This window comes from Oligosphaera ethanolica (assembly GCF_030814695.1).
GTDB lineage: Bacteria > Verrucomicrobiota > Lentisphaeria > Oligosphaerales > Oligosphaeraceae > Oligosphaera > Oligosphaera ethanolica.
In genome coordinates this window covers 5,016,099-5,035,965 of the sequence record NZ_JAUSVL010000001.1, presented here as the reverse complement: position 1 = coordinate 5,035,965, position 19,867 = coordinate 5,016,099, and the positions used below count along the sequence as shown (strand labels likewise).

14 protein-coding genes are annotated in these 19,867 nt (G+C 55.8%); 9 read left to right on the top strand and 5 right to left on the bottom strand.

The window, feature by feature from the left end; all coding sequences use genetic code 11:
* Positions 1–4: 4 nt before the first annotated feature.
* From brxC to J3R75_RS19925, 9 genes are all read left to right on the top strand, one after another.
* A complete protein-coding gene (gene brxC / locus J3R75_RS17505; protein ID WP_307265549.1) occupies positions 5–3,553 on the top strand; it encodes a BREX system P-loop protein BrxC in 3,549 nt (1,182 codons plus the stop codon).
* Positions 3,554–3,562: 9 nt separating this feature from the next.
* A complete protein-coding gene (locus J3R75_RS17500; protein ID WP_307264364.1) occupies positions 3,563–5,233 on the top strand; it encodes an ATP-binding protein in 1,671 nt (556 codons plus the stop codon).
* 154 nt (positions 5,234–5,387) lie between these two features.
* Positions 5,388–9,374 carry a BREX-1 system adenine-specific DNA-methyltransferase PglX gene (gene pglX, locus J3R75_RS17495; RefSeq protein ID WP_307264361.1) on the top strand — a complete coding sequence of 1,329 codons (3,987 nt, stop codon included), beginning with the start codon at positions 5,388–5,390 and terminating at the stop codon, positions 9,372–9,374.
* Positions 9,375–9,444: 70 nt separating this feature from the next.
* A complete protein-coding gene (locus J3R75_RS17490) occupies positions 9,445–10,575 on the top strand; it encodes an AAA family ATPase (protein WP_307264358.1) in 1,131 nt (376 codons plus the stop codon).
* Positions 10,572–11,255, top strand: coding sequence for a DUF4276 family protein (locus J3R75_RS17485; RefSeq protein ID WP_307264357.1), 684 nt, complete (start codon positions 10,572–10,574; stop codon positions 11,253–11,255). Before J3R75_RS17490 ends, J3R75_RS17485 begins: the two co-directional genes overlap by 4 nt.
* Before the next feature lie 61 nt (positions 11,256–11,316).
* Entirely contained in the window at positions 11,317–13,848 is a 2,532-nt protein-coding gene (gene pglZ / locus J3R75_RS17480) for a BREX-1 system phosphatase PglZ type A (RefSeq protein WP_307264354.1), read from the top strand.
* Between the two features lie 71 nt (positions 13,849–13,919).
* Positions 13,920–14,264, top strand: coding sequence for a four helix bundle protein (locus J3R75_RS17475; protein ID WP_307264351.1), 345 nt, complete (start codon positions 13,920–13,922; stop codon positions 14,262–14,264).
* 20 nt (positions 14,265–14,284) lie between these two features.
* Positions 14,285–16,345 (top strand): BREX system Lon protease-like protein BrxL, encoded by a 2,061-nt coding sequence (brxL, locus tag J3R75_RS17470; protein WP_307264348.1) that lies wholly within the window; start codon positions 14,285–14,287, stop codon positions 16,343–16,345.
* Positions 16,346–16,495: 150 nt separating this feature from the next.
* Positions 16,496–16,705, top strand: a complete 210-nt coding sequence (locus J3R75_RS19925; RefSeq protein WP_370882373.1) for a helix-turn-helix domain-containing protein — start codon at positions 16,496–16,498, stop codon at positions 16,703–16,705.
* Between the two features lie 172 nt (positions 16,706–16,877).
* On the opposite strand, the gene J3R75_RS17465 is transcribed toward J3R75_RS19925, so the two are convergent.
* The 5 genes from J3R75_RS17465 to J3R75_RS17445 are packed head-to-tail and all read right to left on the bottom strand — an operon-like array spanning position 16,878 to position 19,715.
* The gene (locus J3R75_RS17465; protein ID WP_307264345.1) at positions 16,878–17,219 is read right to left on the bottom strand and encodes a NifB/NifX family molybdenum-iron cluster-binding protein; all 342 of its coding nucleotides are present in this window, start codon (positions 17,217–17,219) and stop codon (positions 16,878–16,880) included.
* A 36-nt stretch (positions 17,220–17,255) separates the two neighbouring features.
* The gene (locus tag J3R75_RS17460) at positions 17,256–18,125 is read right to left on the bottom strand and encodes a nucleotide-binding protein (RefSeq protein WP_307264342.1); all 870 of its coding nucleotides are present in this window, start codon (positions 18,123–18,125) and stop codon (positions 17,256–17,258) included.
* The gene (locus J3R75_RS17455) at positions 18,122–18,976 is read right to left on the bottom strand and encodes a nucleotide-binding protein (RefSeq protein ID WP_307264338.1); all 855 of its coding nucleotides are present in this window, start codon (positions 18,974–18,976) and stop codon (positions 18,122–18,124) included. Before J3R75_RS17455 ends, J3R75_RS17460 begins: the two co-directional genes overlap by 4 nt.
* Complete coding sequence (locus J3R75_RS17450) at positions 18,973–19,335, bottom strand: NifB/NifX family molybdenum-iron cluster-binding protein (protein WP_307264334.1); 363 nt, start codon at positions 19,333–19,335, stop codon at positions 18,973–18,975. The genes J3R75_RS17455 and J3R75_RS17450 overlap by 4 nt, the downstream gene beginning before the upstream one ends.
* A complete protein-coding gene (locus tag J3R75_RS17445; RefSeq protein WP_307264332.1) occupies positions 19,332–19,715 on the bottom strand; it encodes a NifB/NifX family molybdenum-iron cluster-binding protein in 384 nt (127 codons plus the stop codon). Before J3R75_RS17445 ends, J3R75_RS17450 begins: the two co-directional genes overlap by 4 nt.
* Positions 19,716–19,867 lie beyond the last annotated feature (152 nt).

Sequence of the window (19,867 nt, the reverse complement as noted above, 5' to 3'; positions counted from 1 at the left end):
CGTGATGACACTTAAGACCATTTTTAACAAGCCAGTAGACCGCCCGATTGAAGGGGTCATCAAAGCTGACGATGAAGCCTGCCTTCGCCTCGAGATTGAAGAATACGTGCTGACCAACGAAGTCGAGAAGCGGCTTGAATCCTTTCTGGACGCCTACAACAACTATGAAGGTGCCAATGGTGTTTGGGTTTCCGGCTTCTTCGGTTCAGGTAAATCCCACCTGTTGAAGATGCTGGCGCTCTTGCTCGAAAACCGGCAGATCGACGGGGCCTCCGCACTTGACTTGTTCCTGCCCAAGTGTGGCGACAACGAAATCCTGCGCGGTGATCTCAAACGAGCCGTCGCCATCCCGTCGAAGAGCATCCTGTTCAACATCGACCAGAAAGCGGACGTCATCAGCAAGACCCAGATCGATGCGCTCCTCGCAGTTTTTGTCAAGGTCTTTGACGAGATGTGCGGTTACTACGGCAAGCAGGGGCACATTGCCCAGTTTGAGCGCGACCTCGACAGCCGTGGCCTCTACGAACAGTTCAAATCGGCCTATGAATCCTCTGCCGGCAGACTATGGCAAAAAGGCCGCGAGCAGGCTCTACTGGAGGCGAAAAACATTGCCAGAGCCTATGCCCGGACAACCGGTGGTGACGAGGCTTCGACCATAGGGATACTTGATAAATATCGCAGCCAGTACCGTGTCTCCATCGAAGATTTTGCCGAACAGGTGAATGCCTTTATCGAGCGGCAATCACCCGATTTCCGCCTGAACTTCTTTGTCGATGAGGTCGGTCAGTACATCGCTGAAAACGTCAAGCTGATGACCAACCTCCAGACCATCGCCGAGAGCCTGGCCACCAAATGCCGGGGCCGCGCCTGGGTCATCGTGACTGCTCAGGAGGACATGGGGACGGTTGTCGGCGAGATGGGCAAACAGCAAGGCAACGACTTCTCGAAAATCCAGGCCCGGTTCGCCAACCGCATGAAGCTGACCAGCGCCGACGTGGCAGAGGTTATTCAGAAGCGTCTGCTGACGAAAAACGAAGAAGGCATCCGCCTGCTGTCGGACATTTATCACGCGCAGTCCAACAATTTTAAGACCCTGTTTGACTTTGCCGACGGCTCGCAGACCTACCGGAATTATCGGGATAGGGAGCACTTCATTCAGAGCTATCCGTTTATCCCGTACCAGTTTGCGCTGTTTCAGTCGGTCATTCAGAATCTGTCGCAGCATAGCGCCTTCGAGGGCAAGCACAGCTCGGTTGGCGAACGCTCCATGCTTGGGGTGTTTCAGCAGGTTGCGATCCTGATCGGGAATCATGAAATCGGTCAATTGGCGACCTTCGACTTGATGTTCGAGGGGATTCGTACCGCGCTGAAGTCCAACATCCAGCGCGCCATCATCCAGGCAGAAAACCACCTTGATGGTCCCTTCGCGATCCGGCTGTTGAAAACGCTCTTTCTGGTCAAATACGTCAAGGAGTTCAAGCCGACTCTTCGCAACCTGTGCGTCCTGATGCTCGACGGCTTCAATCAGGATCTGCCCGCGCTGCGAAAACAGGTAGAAGAAGCCCTCAGTCTCCTGGAACAGCAGACCTATGTGCAGCGCAATGGCGAGCTCTACGAATACCTGACCGACGAGGAAAAAGACATCGAGCAGGAGATCAAAAACACCGAGGTGGAATCATCGGATGTTGCCGACGAACTTGAGAAGATTGTTTTCGACCACGTCATCAAGCATCGGAAGATTCGCTACGACGAGAATGGCCAGGACTACCCGTTCTCCAGAAAGCTCGATGACCGACTGCACGGGCGCGAGTACGAGCTGGCCATCCATGTGATCAGTCCGTTCCATGAAAACGCCGAAAGCGAGTCCATCCTGCGGATGCAGAGCATGGGCCGGGACGAGTTGCTGGTCCTGATGCCTGCGGATGAACGCCTCGTTCGCGACATCCTCATGTACAAGCGGACGGAGAAATACATCCGCCAGAATATCTCGATCACGCAACAGGAGGCGGTCAAACGCATCCTGACCGACAAGGGCTTCCAGAACGGGGAACGGTATGCCGAGCTGCAGCAGCGCGTGCAAAGCCTGATGGGCAAGGCCAAATTGTTCGTGGCTGGAGCCGACATCGAAATCGGTTCTGAGGATGCGCAGACCCGGGTGCTGCGCGGATTCCACGAGCTCATCTCCCGTGCCTATCCAAACCTGCGCATGCTGCGCGGCATCACCTACACCGAAAACGACATCGCCAAATGCCTCAAGCATTCACAACAAGGGCTGTTCGGCAATGACGCCACCTCCCTGGCCGAGTCCGAGCAGGAGCTGTTGGCGTTCATTCAGAGCAATAACCGGGGAGGCGTGCGTACCACGCTGAAAAACCTGCTGGAGAAATTCGAGCGCAAACCCTACGGCTGGTACTACGCCGCCGTGCTTTGCACCCTGGCCAACCTCTGCGCTCGCGGCAAGGTTGAGGTTCGCGCCGACGGCAATCTGCTGGAAGAGGACGAGTTGGAACGGGCGCTGCGCAACAACCATGGCCACGGCAATGTGGTGCTGGAACCCCAGGTCGAATTTACCGCGTCGCAGGTCCGCGCCCTCAAGGGGTTCTTTGCGGACTTCTTCGACGCCCCGCCCCCCGCCAGTGAAGCGAAGGCGCTCGGCAAGGAGACAGGTACTGCGTTCCAGGCACTCATGCATCAGCTCACCCCGCTGGCGGCACAGGCAGCCCAGTATCCATTCCTGAATGCGCTGACACCGGTGCTTGAGAAGCTCAAGGAGCTGACCGGCAAGCCCTACACCTGGTTTCTGACCGAACTCACCCGCCAGGAAGACGCGCTGCTCGATATGAAGGAAAATGTCATTGATCCTGTCCGCAAATTCATGAGCGGCCCGCAGAAAGGCATTTTCGATAACGCCCGCGCGTTCGTGCAAAACCAGGAGCCCAACTTTGCCTACATCGACGGCGATGAAACCGCTCAGGTGCTCGCCCACTTGACCGATCCGGAGTGCTTCAAGAGCAACCGCATGCAGCAGCTGAAGACGCAAGTCGATACCCTGCAGGCGAAGGTTACGGCCCAACTCGAGGCCGAGATTGCCTCGGCCAAGGAGACGGTCGCCGCTCTTAAAGGCCGCCTCTGCGGCATGGCTGAATTCGGCGCACTGAACGGCGATCAGCAGGAGCAGATCACCCGCCCATTCAACGAATTCAACGCGGCCATCGAACGCCAGAAGCTGATGGCCGTTATCCGCGACACCCTGCGCCGGTTTGAGGAAAGCGACTACCAGCACCTCCTTTCGCAGATGACCTCCTGGGCACAACCGGCACCAACACCCGAACTTGCACCGGAACCCGGCGAAACCGCCTCGCCGGAGGAAGCTACGAAACCCACGCCACCCGTCAAGCCGGAACCGCGCATCGAGTATGTGCCCAGCCGCTCGCTGAAGGTCTCTTTCGATAAAGCCTGGCTGGCCGACGAAACCGACGTGGAACGCTACCTGGAATCCATGCGCGAGGCACTGCTGGATGAAATCCGCAAGGGAAAGAGAATCCAGATATAAGGGCCACGAATGGACACGAATGAACACCAAATTGAGAAGCTGATTCAGCAGGGCGAGAGCCTGATGCTGGAGTTCAAGAGCGATCTGAAATGCCTGCCGGACCGCGATTTGGTGGCTACGGTCGTTTCATTAGCCAATACCGAAGGCGGCAACCTGTTGCTTGGCGTGGAGGATGATAGCACGGTGACCGGCTTGCATGCCAACCATCTGAACGTGTCGGGCATTCCTTCGCTGATCGCCAACAAGACCAATCCCGCCATATCGGTTCGCATCGAGCGGTGTGAGTTGCAGGGCAAATTCATCGCCCGTATCTCCGTGCCCAAATCACGGCAATTGGTTTCAACCTCCGATGGCTTGCTGGTAAGAAGACGCCTCAAACTGGATGGCACACCGGAATCGGTGCCATTCTACCCGCATGAGTTTATTCAACGTCAATCTTCAATGGGGCTGGTCGATCCCTCAGCCATGGTGCTTGAGGAAGTGGACGCCAGCCAGTTCGATCCGTTGCAACGGCTTCGGATTCGCAATGCCATCAAGAAATACGGAGGAGAACAATCTCTGCAGACGCTGGCAGATGACGAACTGGATGGTGCCTTGGGCCTGTGTCGAGAGGTGGACGGCATCAGGCGGCCAACCGTCGCCGGATTGCTGTTATTGGGGACAGAAAATCTGTTGCAACAACATCTGCCCGCCTACGAAGTCGCCTTTCAGGTGTTGCAAGGCACAGACGTCAAGGTGAATGAATTTTATCGCAAGCCTCTATTGGAAGCCTTCGAGGAAGTCGAATTGCTCTTTAAGGCTCGCGTCGAGGAAGAGGAGATTCAAGTTGGCCTGTTTCGAGTGCCGGTTCCCAACTACGATCGCCGCGCCTTCCGAGAAGCCTTTGTCAACGCCCTGGTGCACCGTGATTTCAGCCGTTTAGGTGCTGTGCATGTCAAGATTGCAAGCGATGGCCTCTCCATCAGCAATCCCGGTGGATTTGTCGAAGGCGTTACATTAGACAATCTGCTCGTCGCCGACCCCCGTTCCCGTAACCCCCTGCTTGCTGACGTGATCAAGCGGATCGGACTGGCCGAGCGCACTGGTCGCGGGATTGACCGCATTTATGAAGGCATGCTCCGCTACGGACGACCCGCACCGGATTACTTCATGTCCAATGAGTTCACGGTTTCCGTGCAAATGGCCAATGCAGCCGCCGATCTCGATTTTCTCAAGATGGTCGTCGAACAGGAGGACAAGCTGGGAAATATGCCCATTGACTCCCTGATCATCCTTTCCCGTCTCCGCGAAGAGCGACGCTTGACCACCGCCGACCTAACGCCATCCGTCCAGAAGCCGGAGGCCAATGTGCGGGCGACTTTGGAAAAACTGGTCGAATCCGGCTTTCTGGAACCTCACGGAACAGGCAGAGGCCGTACCTATACACTCAGCGCGAATATGTACCAGAAGGCGGGAAAGAAATCGGAATACATTCGCCAGGCCGGGTTTGCACCCATTCAGCAGGAGCAGATGGTACTCAACTACATCGATAAGCACGGAAGCATCAAACGTGCGGATGTCATGGACTTGTGTCATCTCTCTCAGGATCAGGCCTATAAGTTGCTCTCGCGCCTCAAGAGGAGTGAAAAAATCGTTCAAATTGGCGACCGGAAGGGGGCGATTTATGAGCGTAAGCGTTAATATATGCGACAGGCGCAAATATATGCGCCCTCTTATGCGCCAGCGTATAAATGCCTGTGCAATCGCTATGCACTCGTGCATAAGACCGTGCTTAGCTGGCTCATATCATTATTCATGTGGATTCGTGTCCATTCGTGGTTCAAAGGATTCTTAGATGGAAACCGCAAAACTAAAAAAATTCGCCCAGTTCGCCCGGCGCAGCCTGCTGGAGCAGGTCTCCGCCAAGCTGAAACTGGTGCTCGCTGAAAACAGCGCCGCCCGCCGGGAAAGCACCGAGGCCATCAAAAAACTCGAAGAGGCGATCAAGGGGCACGGCAAGGAACAGGTCATCGAACGGGTGGCCTACATCTGGTTCAACCGCTTCTGCGCCCTGCGCTTCATGGATGTGAACCGCTATACACGCATCGGTGTGGTGTCGCCCGACGAAGGGCAGTTCCAGCCCGAGATTTTGGCCGAGGCCAAGATGGGCCATATCGACGAAGAGATGGTCCACGACAAGGTCCGGCAGCAGATCTTCGCTCTGCTCGATGGCAAAGCCCCGAGCCGCGACCCGCAGGGGGAGGCTTACCGCTTGCTGGTAGTGGCCGCCTGCAACTTCTGGAACAAGGCGATGCCGTTCCTGTTTCAGCGCATCGATGACTACACCGAACTGCTGATGCCCGACGACCTGCTCTCGGGCAACTCCATCCTCGCCTATACCCGCGAGGCGATGACGCCGGATGCCTGCGGAGCAGAGCCAGTGGGAAGTGGGAAGTGGATAGTGGATAGTAATAGCGATTCTTCCCACTCTCCACTTTCCACTCTGCACTCCAACGCCGGAGGCGTTGAAGTCATCGGCTGGCTCTACCAGTTCTACATCTCCGAGAAAAAAGACGAGGTGTTCGACGGCCTGAATAAGAACAAGAAGATCACGCCCGAGAACATCCCGGCCGCCACCCAGCTCTTCACCCCGCACTGGATCGTCCGCTATCTGGTGGAAAACTCCCTTGGCCGCCTCTGGCTGCTCAACCGTCCCGGCTCGAAGCTGATTGAGCAGATGGACTACTACATCAAACCCGAACAGGCCGAGACCGATTTCCTGCGCATCACCAAGCCGGAGGAGATCAAGATCTGCGACCCGGCCTGCGGCTCCGGCCACATGCTCACCTATGCCTTTGACCTGCTCTATGCCATCTACGAGGAGGAAGGCTACGAGCCCGCCGAGATCCCGGAGAAGATCCTTAATAATAACCTCTACGGCATCGAGATCGACGAACGCGCCGGGGAACTGGCGGCCTTTGCGCTGACCATGAAAGCCCGCGCCAAACAGCGCCGCTTCTTCAGCAAGGGCGTCAAGCCGAACATTTGCGTGTTGGAGAATGTGCACTTCGACGGCAATGAGTTGAAGGACTACATGGATTTTGTCGGTCGCGACCTGTTCACCGCGCCGCTGCAAACCACCCTGCGCCAGTTCGAAGAGGCCGACAACTTCGGTTCCCTGATCCGTCCCGATGTCACCGACGTGGATGGCATGCTCAGGATTCTGGAGTCAAAGAATGTCTCCGGGCAGCTGTTTATCAGCATGACACATCAGAAAGTGCTGCAAGCCCTGCGACAGGCCGATTACCTGAGCCCGAAATACCATGTGGTGATTGCCAATCCGCCGTATATGGGCAAGCGCAGCATGAATGGTCGTTTGCAGGTATTAGCAAAAGACAGCTACCAAAGAAGCAAGACTGACCTGTTTGCAATGTTTATCGAACGCAATGTGGACTTAGCTAAAGATTCCGCATACGTCGCTATGATCACAATGCAGTCGTGGATGTTTCTTTCTACATTCGAGAATTTAAGGTCGAATATTTTATCCAACAGCTCCATAGTGAGCATGGCGCATCTTGGCGCTCGTGCCTTTGATTCAATCGGTGGCGAAGTGGTTTCTACAACGGCTTTCATCTGTAAGAATATTGCTGATAGAGAATATAAAGGAACATATCTTCGGCTCGTTGATGGAGAGGATGAGCAAGAAAAGTCAAATCAGCTAAAAGAATTAAAGGGCCGACCTTACTTAGCTTCGTCGGACGATTTTGACACAATACCTGGCCGCCCAATTGCATATTGGATCAGTGAAAAAGTTAGGAACGCTTTTGCGCAAGGAACTCCATTTGGCGACGTTGGTTTTCCAAAAGTCGGTATGCAAACGTCAAACAACGACAAGTATTTGCGACTCTGGCCCGAGGTCTCATTTCATGAATTCAAAGATGAAGAGATGCCTCCAAAATGGATCAAATATCTTAAAGGGGGAGCCTTTAGGAGGTGGTATGGCAATCTTGACTACCTCTTGAGGTATAACAAGAACCCTCAGTTTATAAAGCAGCAGCCAAACGCTACAGTTCTGCCAGAGACAAAGCTTAAAGAGGCAAAATGCACATGGACGGATCTTACGTCTGGACCATTTAACGCCAGATATGCGCCTGACGACACATTTCACGATATTTCTGGTCACTGTTTCTATCCACCGAGAAACAAGCAAATGGTATTGCTTGCCTACAGCAATACACGGCTTTTTGACTATCTTCTATCGCTTATCAATGCATCATTCCATTTTCAGGTGGGCGATGTTGCGAAGATTCCTGTTCTCGAAGTAGACCCAAGCGCTTCAAATAACGCATCAACGTTAGTTTCGTTATCAAAAAATGACTGGGATTCCTATGAAACTTCTTGGGACTTCACCAGCCTTCCAGTGCTAAATCCCGACTACCGCCAGCCAACTCTAAAGGCTACCTACCAAAAGCTCCGCGCCCACTGGCGAGAGATGACCCTGGAGATGCAACGACTGGAGGAAGAGAACAACCGCATCTTTATTGACGCCTACGGTCTGCAGGATGAGCTGGATGAAAAGATTGAACTTAACGAGATCACCCTGACCTGCAACCCGCACTACCGCTACGGCAACGACAAGAGCGAGGACGAGTTGGAGGCGCTGCTGCTGGCCGACACCATGCGCGAGCTGGTCTCCTATGCCGTGGGCTGCATGTTCGGCCGTTACGCGCTGGACAAGCCGGGGCTGATCCTTGCCAATCAGGGCGAGACGCTTGCGGACTTTGTCCGCAAAGTGTGTAGTGAAGAGTGGGTAGTGGATAGTGAAGGAGAAAACAATGGCGACCGTTCGCAATTACAGAGAGTTAATAGTCTGGCAGAAGGCGATGGACTTGGTGGAACTGGTTTATCAGGCCACCAAGCAGTTCCCGAAGGAGGAACTTTACGGGTTAACCAGTCAAGTCAGGCGGTCAGCGGTTTCCATTCCATCGAACATAGCGGAAGGTCAGGCCAGAAAATCGACGGCGGAGTTTCTGAATTTCTTGTCCATTGCGAACGGTTCAAGAGCAGAGATGGAGACCCAAATCCTGCTTGCCCAGCGCTTGAATTATGTAACGACCGATACAGCGCAACCAATTCTCAATCTGTCAGAGGAAGTGAACCGCCTGCTGAACGGGCTGATGAACAGCCTGAAGTAACTACCCACTGCCCACTATCCACTATCCACTTTCTTCCAGATGACGACAACGTCATCCCCATGCTCGACGGCGACTGGTTCACCGACGACATCGCCGAGCGTTTCCGCAAGTTCCTGCGTGTGGCCTTTGGCGAGGAGCACTATGAGGAGAATCTCCGGTTCGTCGAGCAGGCGCTGAACATTAAGGGCAAGCGCAATTACACCATCCGCGATTACTTCCTCGGCGAGTTCTACACGGACCATGTGAAGCGCTATAAAAAGCGCCCCATCTACTGGCTGTTCTCCAGCCCCAAGGGGAGCTTCAACGCGCTGATCTACATGCACCGCTACCGCCCGGATACCGTCAGCGTGGTGCTCAACGACTATCTGCGCGAGTTCCGCACCAAGCTTACCTCCCACAAGAACCATTTGGAAGCGGTCAGCATCAGCGGAAGCGCAAGCCAGGGCGAGAAGACCAAAGCCCTGAAAGAGATCGAGAAGATCACCAAGATGATCGCCGAGATGGAGGAGTACGAACGCGAGGTGCTGTACCCGCTGGCCACCGAGCAGGTGGAGATCGACCTCGACGACGGCGTGAAGGTCAACTACCTCAAACTCGGCGCGGCCTTGAAGAAGATTGTCGGCCTGGATGCGAAGGAAGAAGATTGAATCACGCGGAACCCAGATATGACGAAACACGGCCGGACACTGAAAGACACGGACTCATTAGGAGCGTGGTATGAAACTAAAGCAAATTCACCTACGTGGTTACAAATCCATTGACGGGGAAAGCGGGCAAAAGATTCCACTCGGAGACGTGACTGTCCTTCTGGGCGCCAACGGCTCCGGCAAGAGCAATCTGGTGTCGTTCTTCACGATGCTGAACTTCATGACGACTGGCGCCCTGCAGCAGTACGTTGGCAAGCAAGGAGTGAGCCGGCTGCTTTTCTATGGCCCCAAGCAAACCGAATCAATGTCTTTCATTCTTTGCTTTGAATCGGAAACGGCCCAGGACACCACGGCTCGGGACACCTATGAAGTCAGCTTGTCTTATGGCGTGCCGGATCGATTGTACGTCAGCGAGGAGAGGATTTTTCTCCACAAAAAGAGAGGTTACCTCCTACCGCTGGAATACTTTTTGGCCAGTGGCAGTGCTGAGCTGGAGTTGAAAAAGAACAAGAACCCAGCCAGCAAAGACCTCTATGGATGGCTATCCGGCATCCGTACCTATCAGTTTCATGATACGTCAGACACCGCCAAGATCAAAGATCGGGGCTATGTCGACGATGCGACGTACCTGCGCAGCGACGCGGGGAATTTGGCCGCATTTTTGAAAATGTTGAAGGAACATGACGATTACCACAAATACTACGAGCGCATTGTCCGGCATATTCAACGCGTGATGCCTCAATTCGGAGACTTTAATTTGGAGTCGATACCGGGTAAGAAGGACTATGTTCGCCTGAATTGGACGGACAACACGGGCAGCGACTATCTGTTTGATCCAGACCAGCTTTCTGACGGTTCGTTGCGATTCATGGCGCTGGCCACTTTGCTGCTGCAACCCCCAGAGCTTTTACCCAGGTTTATCGTTCTGGACGAACCCGAGTTGGGGCTTCACCCCGCCGCCATCGCCGAGTTGGCCGGAATTATCCGCTCTGCTTCACAAAGGACTCAGGTGTTGCTGGCCACCCAATCCATGCGACTGGTTGACGAATTCTCTCCCGAACAGCTGGTCATCGTCGAGCGTGACGAGGAGAAGCGTTGTTCGGTATTCACAAAACTGGATTCGGAACAGTTGAAAGACTGGCTTGGCCGCTACAGTCTTTCCGAATTATGGGAAAAGAATGTGCTGGGAGGTCAGCCATGATCCGCCTGCACATTACCGCAGAGGGGCAAACGGAACAGGAGTTTGCCAAAAAAGTCCTCAATCCGCACTTGGCGCTATTCGATGTTTATGTGGATGCCCGCTGTGTGTTGACCAGCAAAGACAAACGGGCATCTAGGGAATACCGTGGCGGCTTATTGAGTTATGAGAAGGCGAAGAAGGATATTCAGAATTGGCTGAAGGAGGACAATCATTCTGAATGCCGATTCACTACAATGTTTGACCTGTATGCACTGCCGGATGATTTCCCCGGCTATGAGGAATCGCTGCGCGAGGCTGATAAATACAAACGCGTCGAGGTCCTCGAACGGGCCATGCAGCAGGACATCAAGGACCCGCGCTTTATCCCCTATATCCAGCTCCATGAGTTCGAGGCACTGATTCTTGCCGATCCCCAACAGTTGGACTGGGAGTACCTGGAGCATGACCGGCCAATCAATAACCTCAAATCCATGATTGACGGCCAGAACCCTGAACTGATCAACGATGGACCAACGACGGCGCCATCAAAACGTATTCTCGCCGAAATCCCGGAATACGACAAAGTTACCGCCGGTGCAGCCGTTGCGTGTAAAATCGGGCTGGAAACGCTTCGGCAAAAATGCCAGCATTTTAATGTTTGGCTCACTGCTCTGGAGCAACTTGCAGGAGTGAAATCATGATAGCCGCCTTTCCCATCTGTGTTTATCAGTGTTCATCTGTGGTTCTAAAGGCTTTTCTTCTATGAACGATCGCATAGCCCAAGCCCTGACCAAACTCTTTGACCGGCACCGGATCGTCTTCTGGTACGACGCCAAGCAGGAGTTGCGTGACGACTTCGAGGCGCTGCAGCTGCTTGGCGTCGAGAAGCTGGAGTTGATCAACAACGAGTATGGCGTCAAATACAAAATCCTGCGCGAGCAGCCGGAACAGAAATTCCTGCTCTACAGCGAAGGCCCTCAGCCCGCCGATCTGGATAATTGGTTGCTGGACGTGCAGCTAGCCCACGGCGAGTTCCGCACCGACCTGGTGGCCCTCTGGCTGTCTGAACTGGAACTCGGCCTGGAGTTCACGGATGTGGTGCAGACCCACGCGCCGTTCTTTGAGGCGGGTAAGCGCAAGGACGCCCTCAAGAAGCTGCAGAAAACCGACGACACCGCCGGACAGATTCGCCTGAAGATGCTGGCGGTATGCACCGGCAGTGAGCCGCGCATGGATGCGGTGGTGGAAAACCTGCTGCAGGAACTGGCCGACGGCCGGGACGAGAAGATCAAGCTGATAGGCCGATGCAGCCTGGACGGCTTCCTCTGGGAACAGATGACCCGCTGCTATGGCTACAAGTCCGACGAGCCGGGCATCCGCGACTTCGTAGTTTCCCTTTTCAAATATTGTTATCTTAAGAATTTTCAGTCCTCTTCAATCTGTGTTGATCAGTGTTCATCTGGGGTTCCCAAAATGTCTTCCGACGCCCAGGTGTTTCTCAAGCGCTGGAAGGACAGCCGTCAGTTCGAAGGCGCCTTCGAGACCCTCTCGGGAGAATGCGCCGAGGTCCTCGGCATTGAGCAGGATCTGGCCAAGCGGGATTTCCGGGAGTTGATCGAGTTGGATTACTTCCGCCTGATTGACCAGAAGATCATCAGCGACTTGGTGCGGGCGGTGGCAACCCGCACGGCCTCTAGCGGTGACGTGGCGATCTGGGTTCGCCAGCGGCGGCAAGGCCACTGGTATCGCGAATACCGGCATCTGTACGCGGCGGTCGATTACGCCGCCAAGTTCACCCACGCCCTGGGCGAGGCCAAGCTCGAAATGGAAAGTCTGGCCGAAGGCGTGCAGCTTTACTGTCGAAGCTGGTACCGACTGGACCAGCTCTACCGCAAGTTCACCTACCATATGCGCATGTCGGGACAAGCGTCGCTGATGGCCAGCCTGACCGACCAGGTCGAAAAACTCTACGCCAACAACTACCTGCTCAAGCTGGGCGACCGTTTCCAGACCTTTGTGGATGCAGCATCGAAGTGGGAAGCCTTCCCCGTGCGCAAGCAGAAGGAGTTTTTCGAGCACTGGGTACAGCCGTTCTTGAACAAGAACAACAAGGTTTGCGTGATTATCTCCGACGCCATGCGCTACGAGATCGGCGATGAATTGCTGAGTCTGATCCGCCAGGAGGACCGTTACAGCGCCGAACTGGAACCGGCCCTTTCAATGCTGCCCAGCTACACCCAGCTCGGCATGGCGGCGCTTCTGCCCAACAAGGAGCTGGCGATTGCCGACAACGAAACCGGCACCGTGCTGGTGGATGGACAAAGTTCCCAGGGTACGGCCAATCGCATCAAGATCCTCGGCCAGGCGATCAGTCAACGGGCTACCGCCTGTAAGGCCGACGAGTTGATGACCATGAAGGGTGACGACTGTCGGGCGCTAGTGCGCGATCACGACGTGATCTACGTCTACCACAACCGCATCGATGCCACCGGCGACAAGCGGGAATCCGAGGAGCGGGTTTTCGAGGCGGTGGAAGAAACCCTGCAAGAGCTGATTCGGCTGATTAAGAAGCTGACCGGGGCCAACGCCAACAACGTGCTGGTGACCTCGGACCATGGCTTCATCTACCAGAACCGCGCCATCGACGAGAGCGACTTTTCAGGGGGCGACGCCGAGGGCGATCAGATTCTGTTCCGGGACCGCCGCTTCGTGCTCGGCAAGGGGCTTGCCGAGACATCCAGCCTGCGCAAGTTCACCCCCGAGCAACTTGGCCTGGCCGGTGAGGTGGAGGTGCAGATTCCCAAGTCGATCAACCGCCTGCGGCTAAAGGGCTCCGGCAGCCGCTTTGTGCATGGCGGTGCGTCGTTGCAGGAAGTGGTGATCCCGGTGCTCAAGATCAACAAGAAGCGCCAGAGCGATGTCACCGCCGTCGAGGTGGACATCCTGCGCGGAGCCAACTCGGTGATTAGCTCCGGGCAACTGGCGGTGACCATGTACCAGGCCGGGCCGGTGACGGACAAGATTCAGCCGCGTGTGCTGCGGGCTGGCATCTACACCGAAGCAGGTGACCTCATCTCCGACAGCCACGACCTGACCTTTGACCAGCGCTCGGACAATCCCCGGGAGCGGGAGCAGCTGGTACGCTTCGTGCTGACCCGCAAGGCCGACGAGGCCAATAACCAGGAGGTCATTCTACGGCTGGAGGAACGGCACGCCGGGACTTCACATTACAAGGAATACAAGTCGCTCCGCTATCAGATGCGACGCTCATTTACCAACGACTTCGACATCTGAGCTGTCAGCTGTCAGTTTTCAGTTTTCAACTGGCAGTAATCAGCTGTCAGTTTTCAGTAAAGGGATTTGCCATGAAATTTGAGAATATGGAAATCTGGAAACGGTCGGCGAGACTTTCGGCGGAGCTGTACAAGGCACTTGCTGATTGCAAGGATTTTGGGTTCAAAGACCAAATAACTCGCTCTGGACTTTCTGTTCCAAGCAATATTGCCGAAGGTTCAGAGAGAAGCTCGGTAAAAGACTTTATACGGTTCCTGCAATACGCCAAAGGATCGTGTGGGGAACTGAGAACACAAATTTACATTGGCATAGACATTGGCTATATCGAACAGACTCAGGGCAATGCTTGGGTAAACGAAACTCGCGAAATCTCCGCAATGCTGGTGGGTTTTATCAACTCGCTAGAAAAAAACTGACAACTGAAGGCTGACAACTGATGACTCCCCTTGACCAGAAAATCAACACACACTTCACGGGGCTCGTTGTCCGTAAGGATCTCGTTAAGACTGTCAAGGGTAACGCCATCGTTCCCTCCTACGTGTTGGAATACCTGCTGGGGCAGTATTGCGCCACCAGCGATGAGCCGACCATCCAGACCGGCATCGAGACGGTCAAGGAAATCCTGGCCAGGCATTATGTTCACCGCAACGAAGCCGGGCTGGTGCGCTCAAACATCAAAGAAAAGGGGCGCTACAAGGTCATCGACAAAATCAGTGTCGATCTCAACGACAAGCGGGATGTCTATCAGGCGCAGTTTACCAACCTCGGGATCAAAGAGGTTCTGGTTGATTCTGACACAGTAAAAAAGCACCCCAAGCTCCTGGTCGGCGGAGTGTGGTGCATTGCTGATCTGGAATATGAGTTTACCGAAGACAAGAGCGTCAGCCCCTGGATCTTGTCGACCCTCAAGCCGATCCAGCTCTCCCATTTCGATTTCGACAGATATGTTGAGGCCCGTAAGCAATTCACCACCGACGAGTGGATCGACCTGGTGGTGCAAAGCATCGGCTTCAACCCGGAGAAGTTCGGCAAGCGCAGCAAGTTGACCCAACTGGTCCGCCTGATCCCGTTTTGCGAGCGCAATTACAACCTGATCGAACTTGGCCCCAAGGGAACCGGCAAATCACACCTCTATTCGGAGTTTTCGCCTCACGGCATCCTGATCTCTGGCGGCGAGGTTTCGGTCCCCAAGCTGTTCGTGAACAACTCTTCCGGAAAGGTCGGCCTAGTCGGCTACTGGGATTGTGTCGCCTTCGATGAGTTTGCCGGCAAGCAGAAGCGCGTGGACAAGGCCCTGGTTGACATTATGAAGAACTACATGGCCAACAAGTCCTTCTCGCGAGGAGTCGAGACCCTAGGCGCGGAGGCCTCCATGGTGTTCGTGGGCAACACCCAGCACACCGTGCCCTACATGCTCAAGCATGCCGACCTGTTTTGCGAGCTGCCCGACCACTTCCACGACTCCGCGTTTCTGGACCGCATCCATTTCTACATCCCCGGCTGGGAGGTGGACATCATTCGTGGCGAGATGTTCTCCAGTGGTTACGGTTTCGTGGTGGATTACCTGGCCGAGATCCTTCGCTCGCTGCGCAATCACGATTACTCAGACCGTTACAAGGACCACTTCATCCTCTCCTCCGATATCTCGACGCGGGACCGCGATGGCATCAACAAGACCTTTTCCGGCTTGATGAAGATCCTCTTTCCGCAGGGGGGAGCGACCAAGGATGAGGTCGAGGAACTGCTGCGGTTTGCGATTGAGGGCCGCAAGCGCGTCAAAGACCAACTGATGCGCATGGACTCCACCTACCACAAAGTCAGCTTCTCCTATCAAGGCAGTGATGGCCAAGCCAAGCCAGTCACCACGCTCGAAGAGGAGGAACACCCCGGCTGCTACCACAAGACCATAGCCGAGGGTGAAGACGGGATCGTTTCAGTCGCCGCGCAGCCGGACGTGCCCCAGGGGCCGTCCACATCGCTGGCAGCGGCCGAGCCTGTGCTCAAGGAAAAGCATCTTACATTCCAAGAGAACCAGAAGGGCCTTTCCTTCGATACGCTGCTCGGCCCCTACCTCAAGGGCGCGACCACAATCACAATCACTGATCCGTACATCCGCCTGTTTTACCAGGTGCGTAACTTCATGGAGTTCCTGGAGACCGTGGTCAAGCACAAGGCTCCGGATGAGGAAGTGTCCGTGCATCTGGTCACAACCGAAGACGAGTTCAAAGGCGAACAGCAGAAGGACTGCTTCGAGAAGATGAGGGAGTCCGCCAGCAGCGTGGGCGTGAATTTCACCTGGGAGTTCGATGGCACTGGCACGATCCACGCCCGCCATATCGTGACTGACCACGGCTGGAAAATAACCATGGATCGCGGACTCGACCTCTTCCAGCACTACGAAATGAACGATGCGTTTACCTTCGCCAATCGTCTGCAGCAATACCGCCCATGCAAGGCATTCGAGGTGACCTTCATTAAAACCGGTGAATCTGACTGAAGGGGCCCCAAGTCAAGGACATAAACGAACGTATTATCAGTGGGCTCGTGGATTCGCGCAGGCATTTGACTACGAAGCCGCAGGCCATATCTACGCAGGAGAGCGGCTAAGCAGCCCTAAATTGAAGTCCGCCCCGCAGGGGGCGGAAGTGTGCCACTCGTCCGGCGTCCGGTAGCCGAGGGCGTCAAGCTTGGCAGACCCATCGGCTCAAAAAATCGCAGCCGAAAATGGGATGGCCAAAAATCGCAAATCAGGCTGATGTTCGAACAGGGGCATTCAATATCAGCCATCGCTAGGCATGCCAGAATCAGTCGCCAGACGGTCGCTAATTATCTGGCCAGCATCCAGGATAGCAGGTAATGCCCCCAAGGGAGTGACCGCAGCCCCCCGGTCGGAGAACCGACCAGGAGGCGCGGTCACAACACCACACAGACGACCTTATTTGGCAAGCAGCGCCCGAACACGATGCTGTGGTCGCCATGGCCGCTGTGGCTGCGAGAAGGCCGTCGGTTGGCCTGAAGCCGTTCGTCGCCTAGTGGTCGCAGGTGTTGGCGCCCAGTTCGAGCTTGTCGGCGAAGAACGCCGCTATCAGTTTTTCCGGCGCGCCCACGGGGGCGCCGGTGAGGACTTTGATGTTCTGCGCGGCAAAGAGATCCTGCGCGCGTCCGCCCATGCCGCCGGCGATAATAAGGTTCACGCCTTTGGCGCCCAGCCAGCGCGGCAGCAGTCCCGGCTCGTGTGGCGGCGGCGTGACCAATTCGGTCTTGACGATCTTCTTGGCCTGCTCGTCGGCGTCGATAATCGCGAACTGTTCGCAGTGGCCGAAATGCATGCATAGCTCGTTGTTCGCCAGAGGAATTGCAATTTTGATCATGATGATGGGTCCTTTTGGGAGGTTTCTGGTTTTGGTTTACTGGATCTTGTCCTGGATATGCTGCCATATCCGTTTGATAGCCTGTGCGGGTACGCTTTCGGGATAGTCCATGATGGTTCTGCCCTGCCGCAGCGCCGTCGTAAACAACGGGTCATACGGAATTGTGCCGGCAATGCCGATGCCATTGCGCTGACAAAATGCCGCGATCTCATCGCTCTTCTCGGGATTGATATCCGCCTTGTTGATCACAACCTGGAAATCGACTTCAAAATTCCGGGCGAGCTCGGCTATGCGTTTCATGTCATGCATGCCCGACACGCTGGGTTCGGTGACGATCAGCGCCGCGTCCACGCCAGTCATGGCCGATATCACCGGGCAGCCAATGCCGGGCGGGCCGTCGGACAGGAGCAACGAGCGCCCTTCGGCCTCGGCGACGGCCTTGGCCGCCTGGCGGACTGCCGACACCAGCTTGCCGGAATTTTCCGCACCGGGCAGCAATTTTGCGTGCACCATGGTGCCGCAGGGCGTACTGGACACGTACCATTCGCCGCAATGCCGGTCACGCATGACAATGGCCTCTTCGGGGCATTGGTCAGCGCAGACGCCGCAGCCTTCGCAGGCCCCCGCAATGAAACGCGGATGGGTGGTCAGGATGCTGATGGCACCATAGCGACACAGCGAATAGCAGCGGTAGCAGTCCACGCAGCGGTCGTAGATGATCTCAGGCATGACGCCTGAATAAAAAGGCACGCTCTGCTGGATTTCGGGTTTGAGCAGCAAATGCAAGTCCGCCGCGTCCACGTCACAGTCGGCCAGTACGCATGGCGAGGCCAGGCTGGCCAGCGCGGCCGTCAGGCTGGTCTTGCCGGCACCGCCCTTGCCACTGATAATCAACAACTCTTTCATAGTCGGCCCTCCGCCTGCAAAATAGCTGGAATCTGCGTGTTCAGCAGTGTTCGGAATGACTCACGCAAATCCGGACAGACCGCCAGCAATCCACCGCCGCGGGAATAACCCTCCGCAATATCGCGCCGATAGGGTATTTCGAGCAACACCGGCAGGCCCGCTTCTTGGCAATAGTCCCGGATCAGCGCCACGCCGTCATCGGCGCGGTTGATGACCACGCCACAAGGCAGATCAATTTCCCGGAGAGTTTCCACGGCCAGCTTGAGATCGTGCAGCCCAAATGGCGTTGGCTCCGTCACCAAGATAACGAAGTCGTTGTTGCGCACAGTCATGACCATCGAACAAGCCGTGCCCGGCGGCGCGTCCATAATCACCAGCCCTTCAGGCGGAATGTGCTCTTTCAGCTGCCGGATCAAGGGCGGGGCCATGGCGTGGCCGACGTCCATGACGCCGGAAATCAGCTCGAAACCCCGCCCGTGACGGAATTCGAGCTTGCCGATACCGAAAGGCACTTCTCGCAGGACCTTGTGTGGACAGGCCAACACACAGCCACCGCAGGAATGGCACATTTCCGGAAACACCAGCACGCGCTTGCCCAAACGCGCCAAAGCCTGAAAACGGCATGCGCGCACGCAACGCCCACAACCGTCGCAGCCGTCGTTCGTGAACTCAGGGACGGTCACCTCGACGGGAAGCTGCCGCCAGGGCTCGCCAGCCACAAACAAATGGCAATTGGGCTCTTCGACATCGCAGTCCAGTAACGTGCAACCGCCGGTGATCGCTTCAGCCAAAGCCAGCGACAGCGTCGTCTTGCCCGTACCGCCCTTACCTGATGCCACCGCAATTTTCATGCCCAGTGTCCTTCCACATCCGCCGCATCGGCTTCTTTGAGCTCGCCGGCCTGGAACAGGCGTATAGCCTCGTGGCCGTCGAGAGCCTTGGTCAAATAGACCTTCACCCCGGCTTCCTTCAGGACTCGGAAGGCCTTCGGGCCGCAATGGCCGGTAATGACCGCTTCCGCGCCGCTCTCCACAACGTGCATCGCCGCCTGTATGCCCGCGCCCTGCGCCGCATTCAAACTCTGGGTGTTTGCCAACACCTCGACAGCGCCAGTGGCAGCATCCCACAACAGAAAATTGGCCGCACGGCCAAAACGGGAGTCCAAAAGGACGTCCAAACTGTCACCACGACTCGTCAATGCAACTTTCATGATTGCCTCCTTGCATGTTGATGACAACAACGCCGATGCTGCTGACAGCAGCCCGGCATGAGATGGCACTCCCGCAAACGCTGATGAGAACGCCAGTCAGTCAGGACGTCACGCCACGCACCCGCAGCGAAGGAAAACACCCGCAAATTGCGCTGCTGGGCCAGGGCCATGCTGTCATTGGCAATCGCCCCGCAGAGCAGCGTGTCGACGCCCTCACCTTGCAGGGCGTCAAGCTTGCCGGCGACATCGCCAGGGAGACTTAGCTCGGTCTCGCTCACAATCTGCCCCCGACAACAGTCCACGACGACCGCCAGCTCGGCGGCCTCAAACAGCGGTGAGATCCGCTCCGTGTTCTTCATGATGGTTACAGCAATGCGCATGGTCCTGCCTTTCGTCTTGAATGACAGTTGCACTACAGCAATGAGCATGCCAAGATGAGTTAACAGGCGGAACGCATTGCCGTCGAGTCGCTTGCTGCAGTCTGGCCACGACTTCTTAGTAATGCGCAAACGCCACACTGCTGGTAACAGTG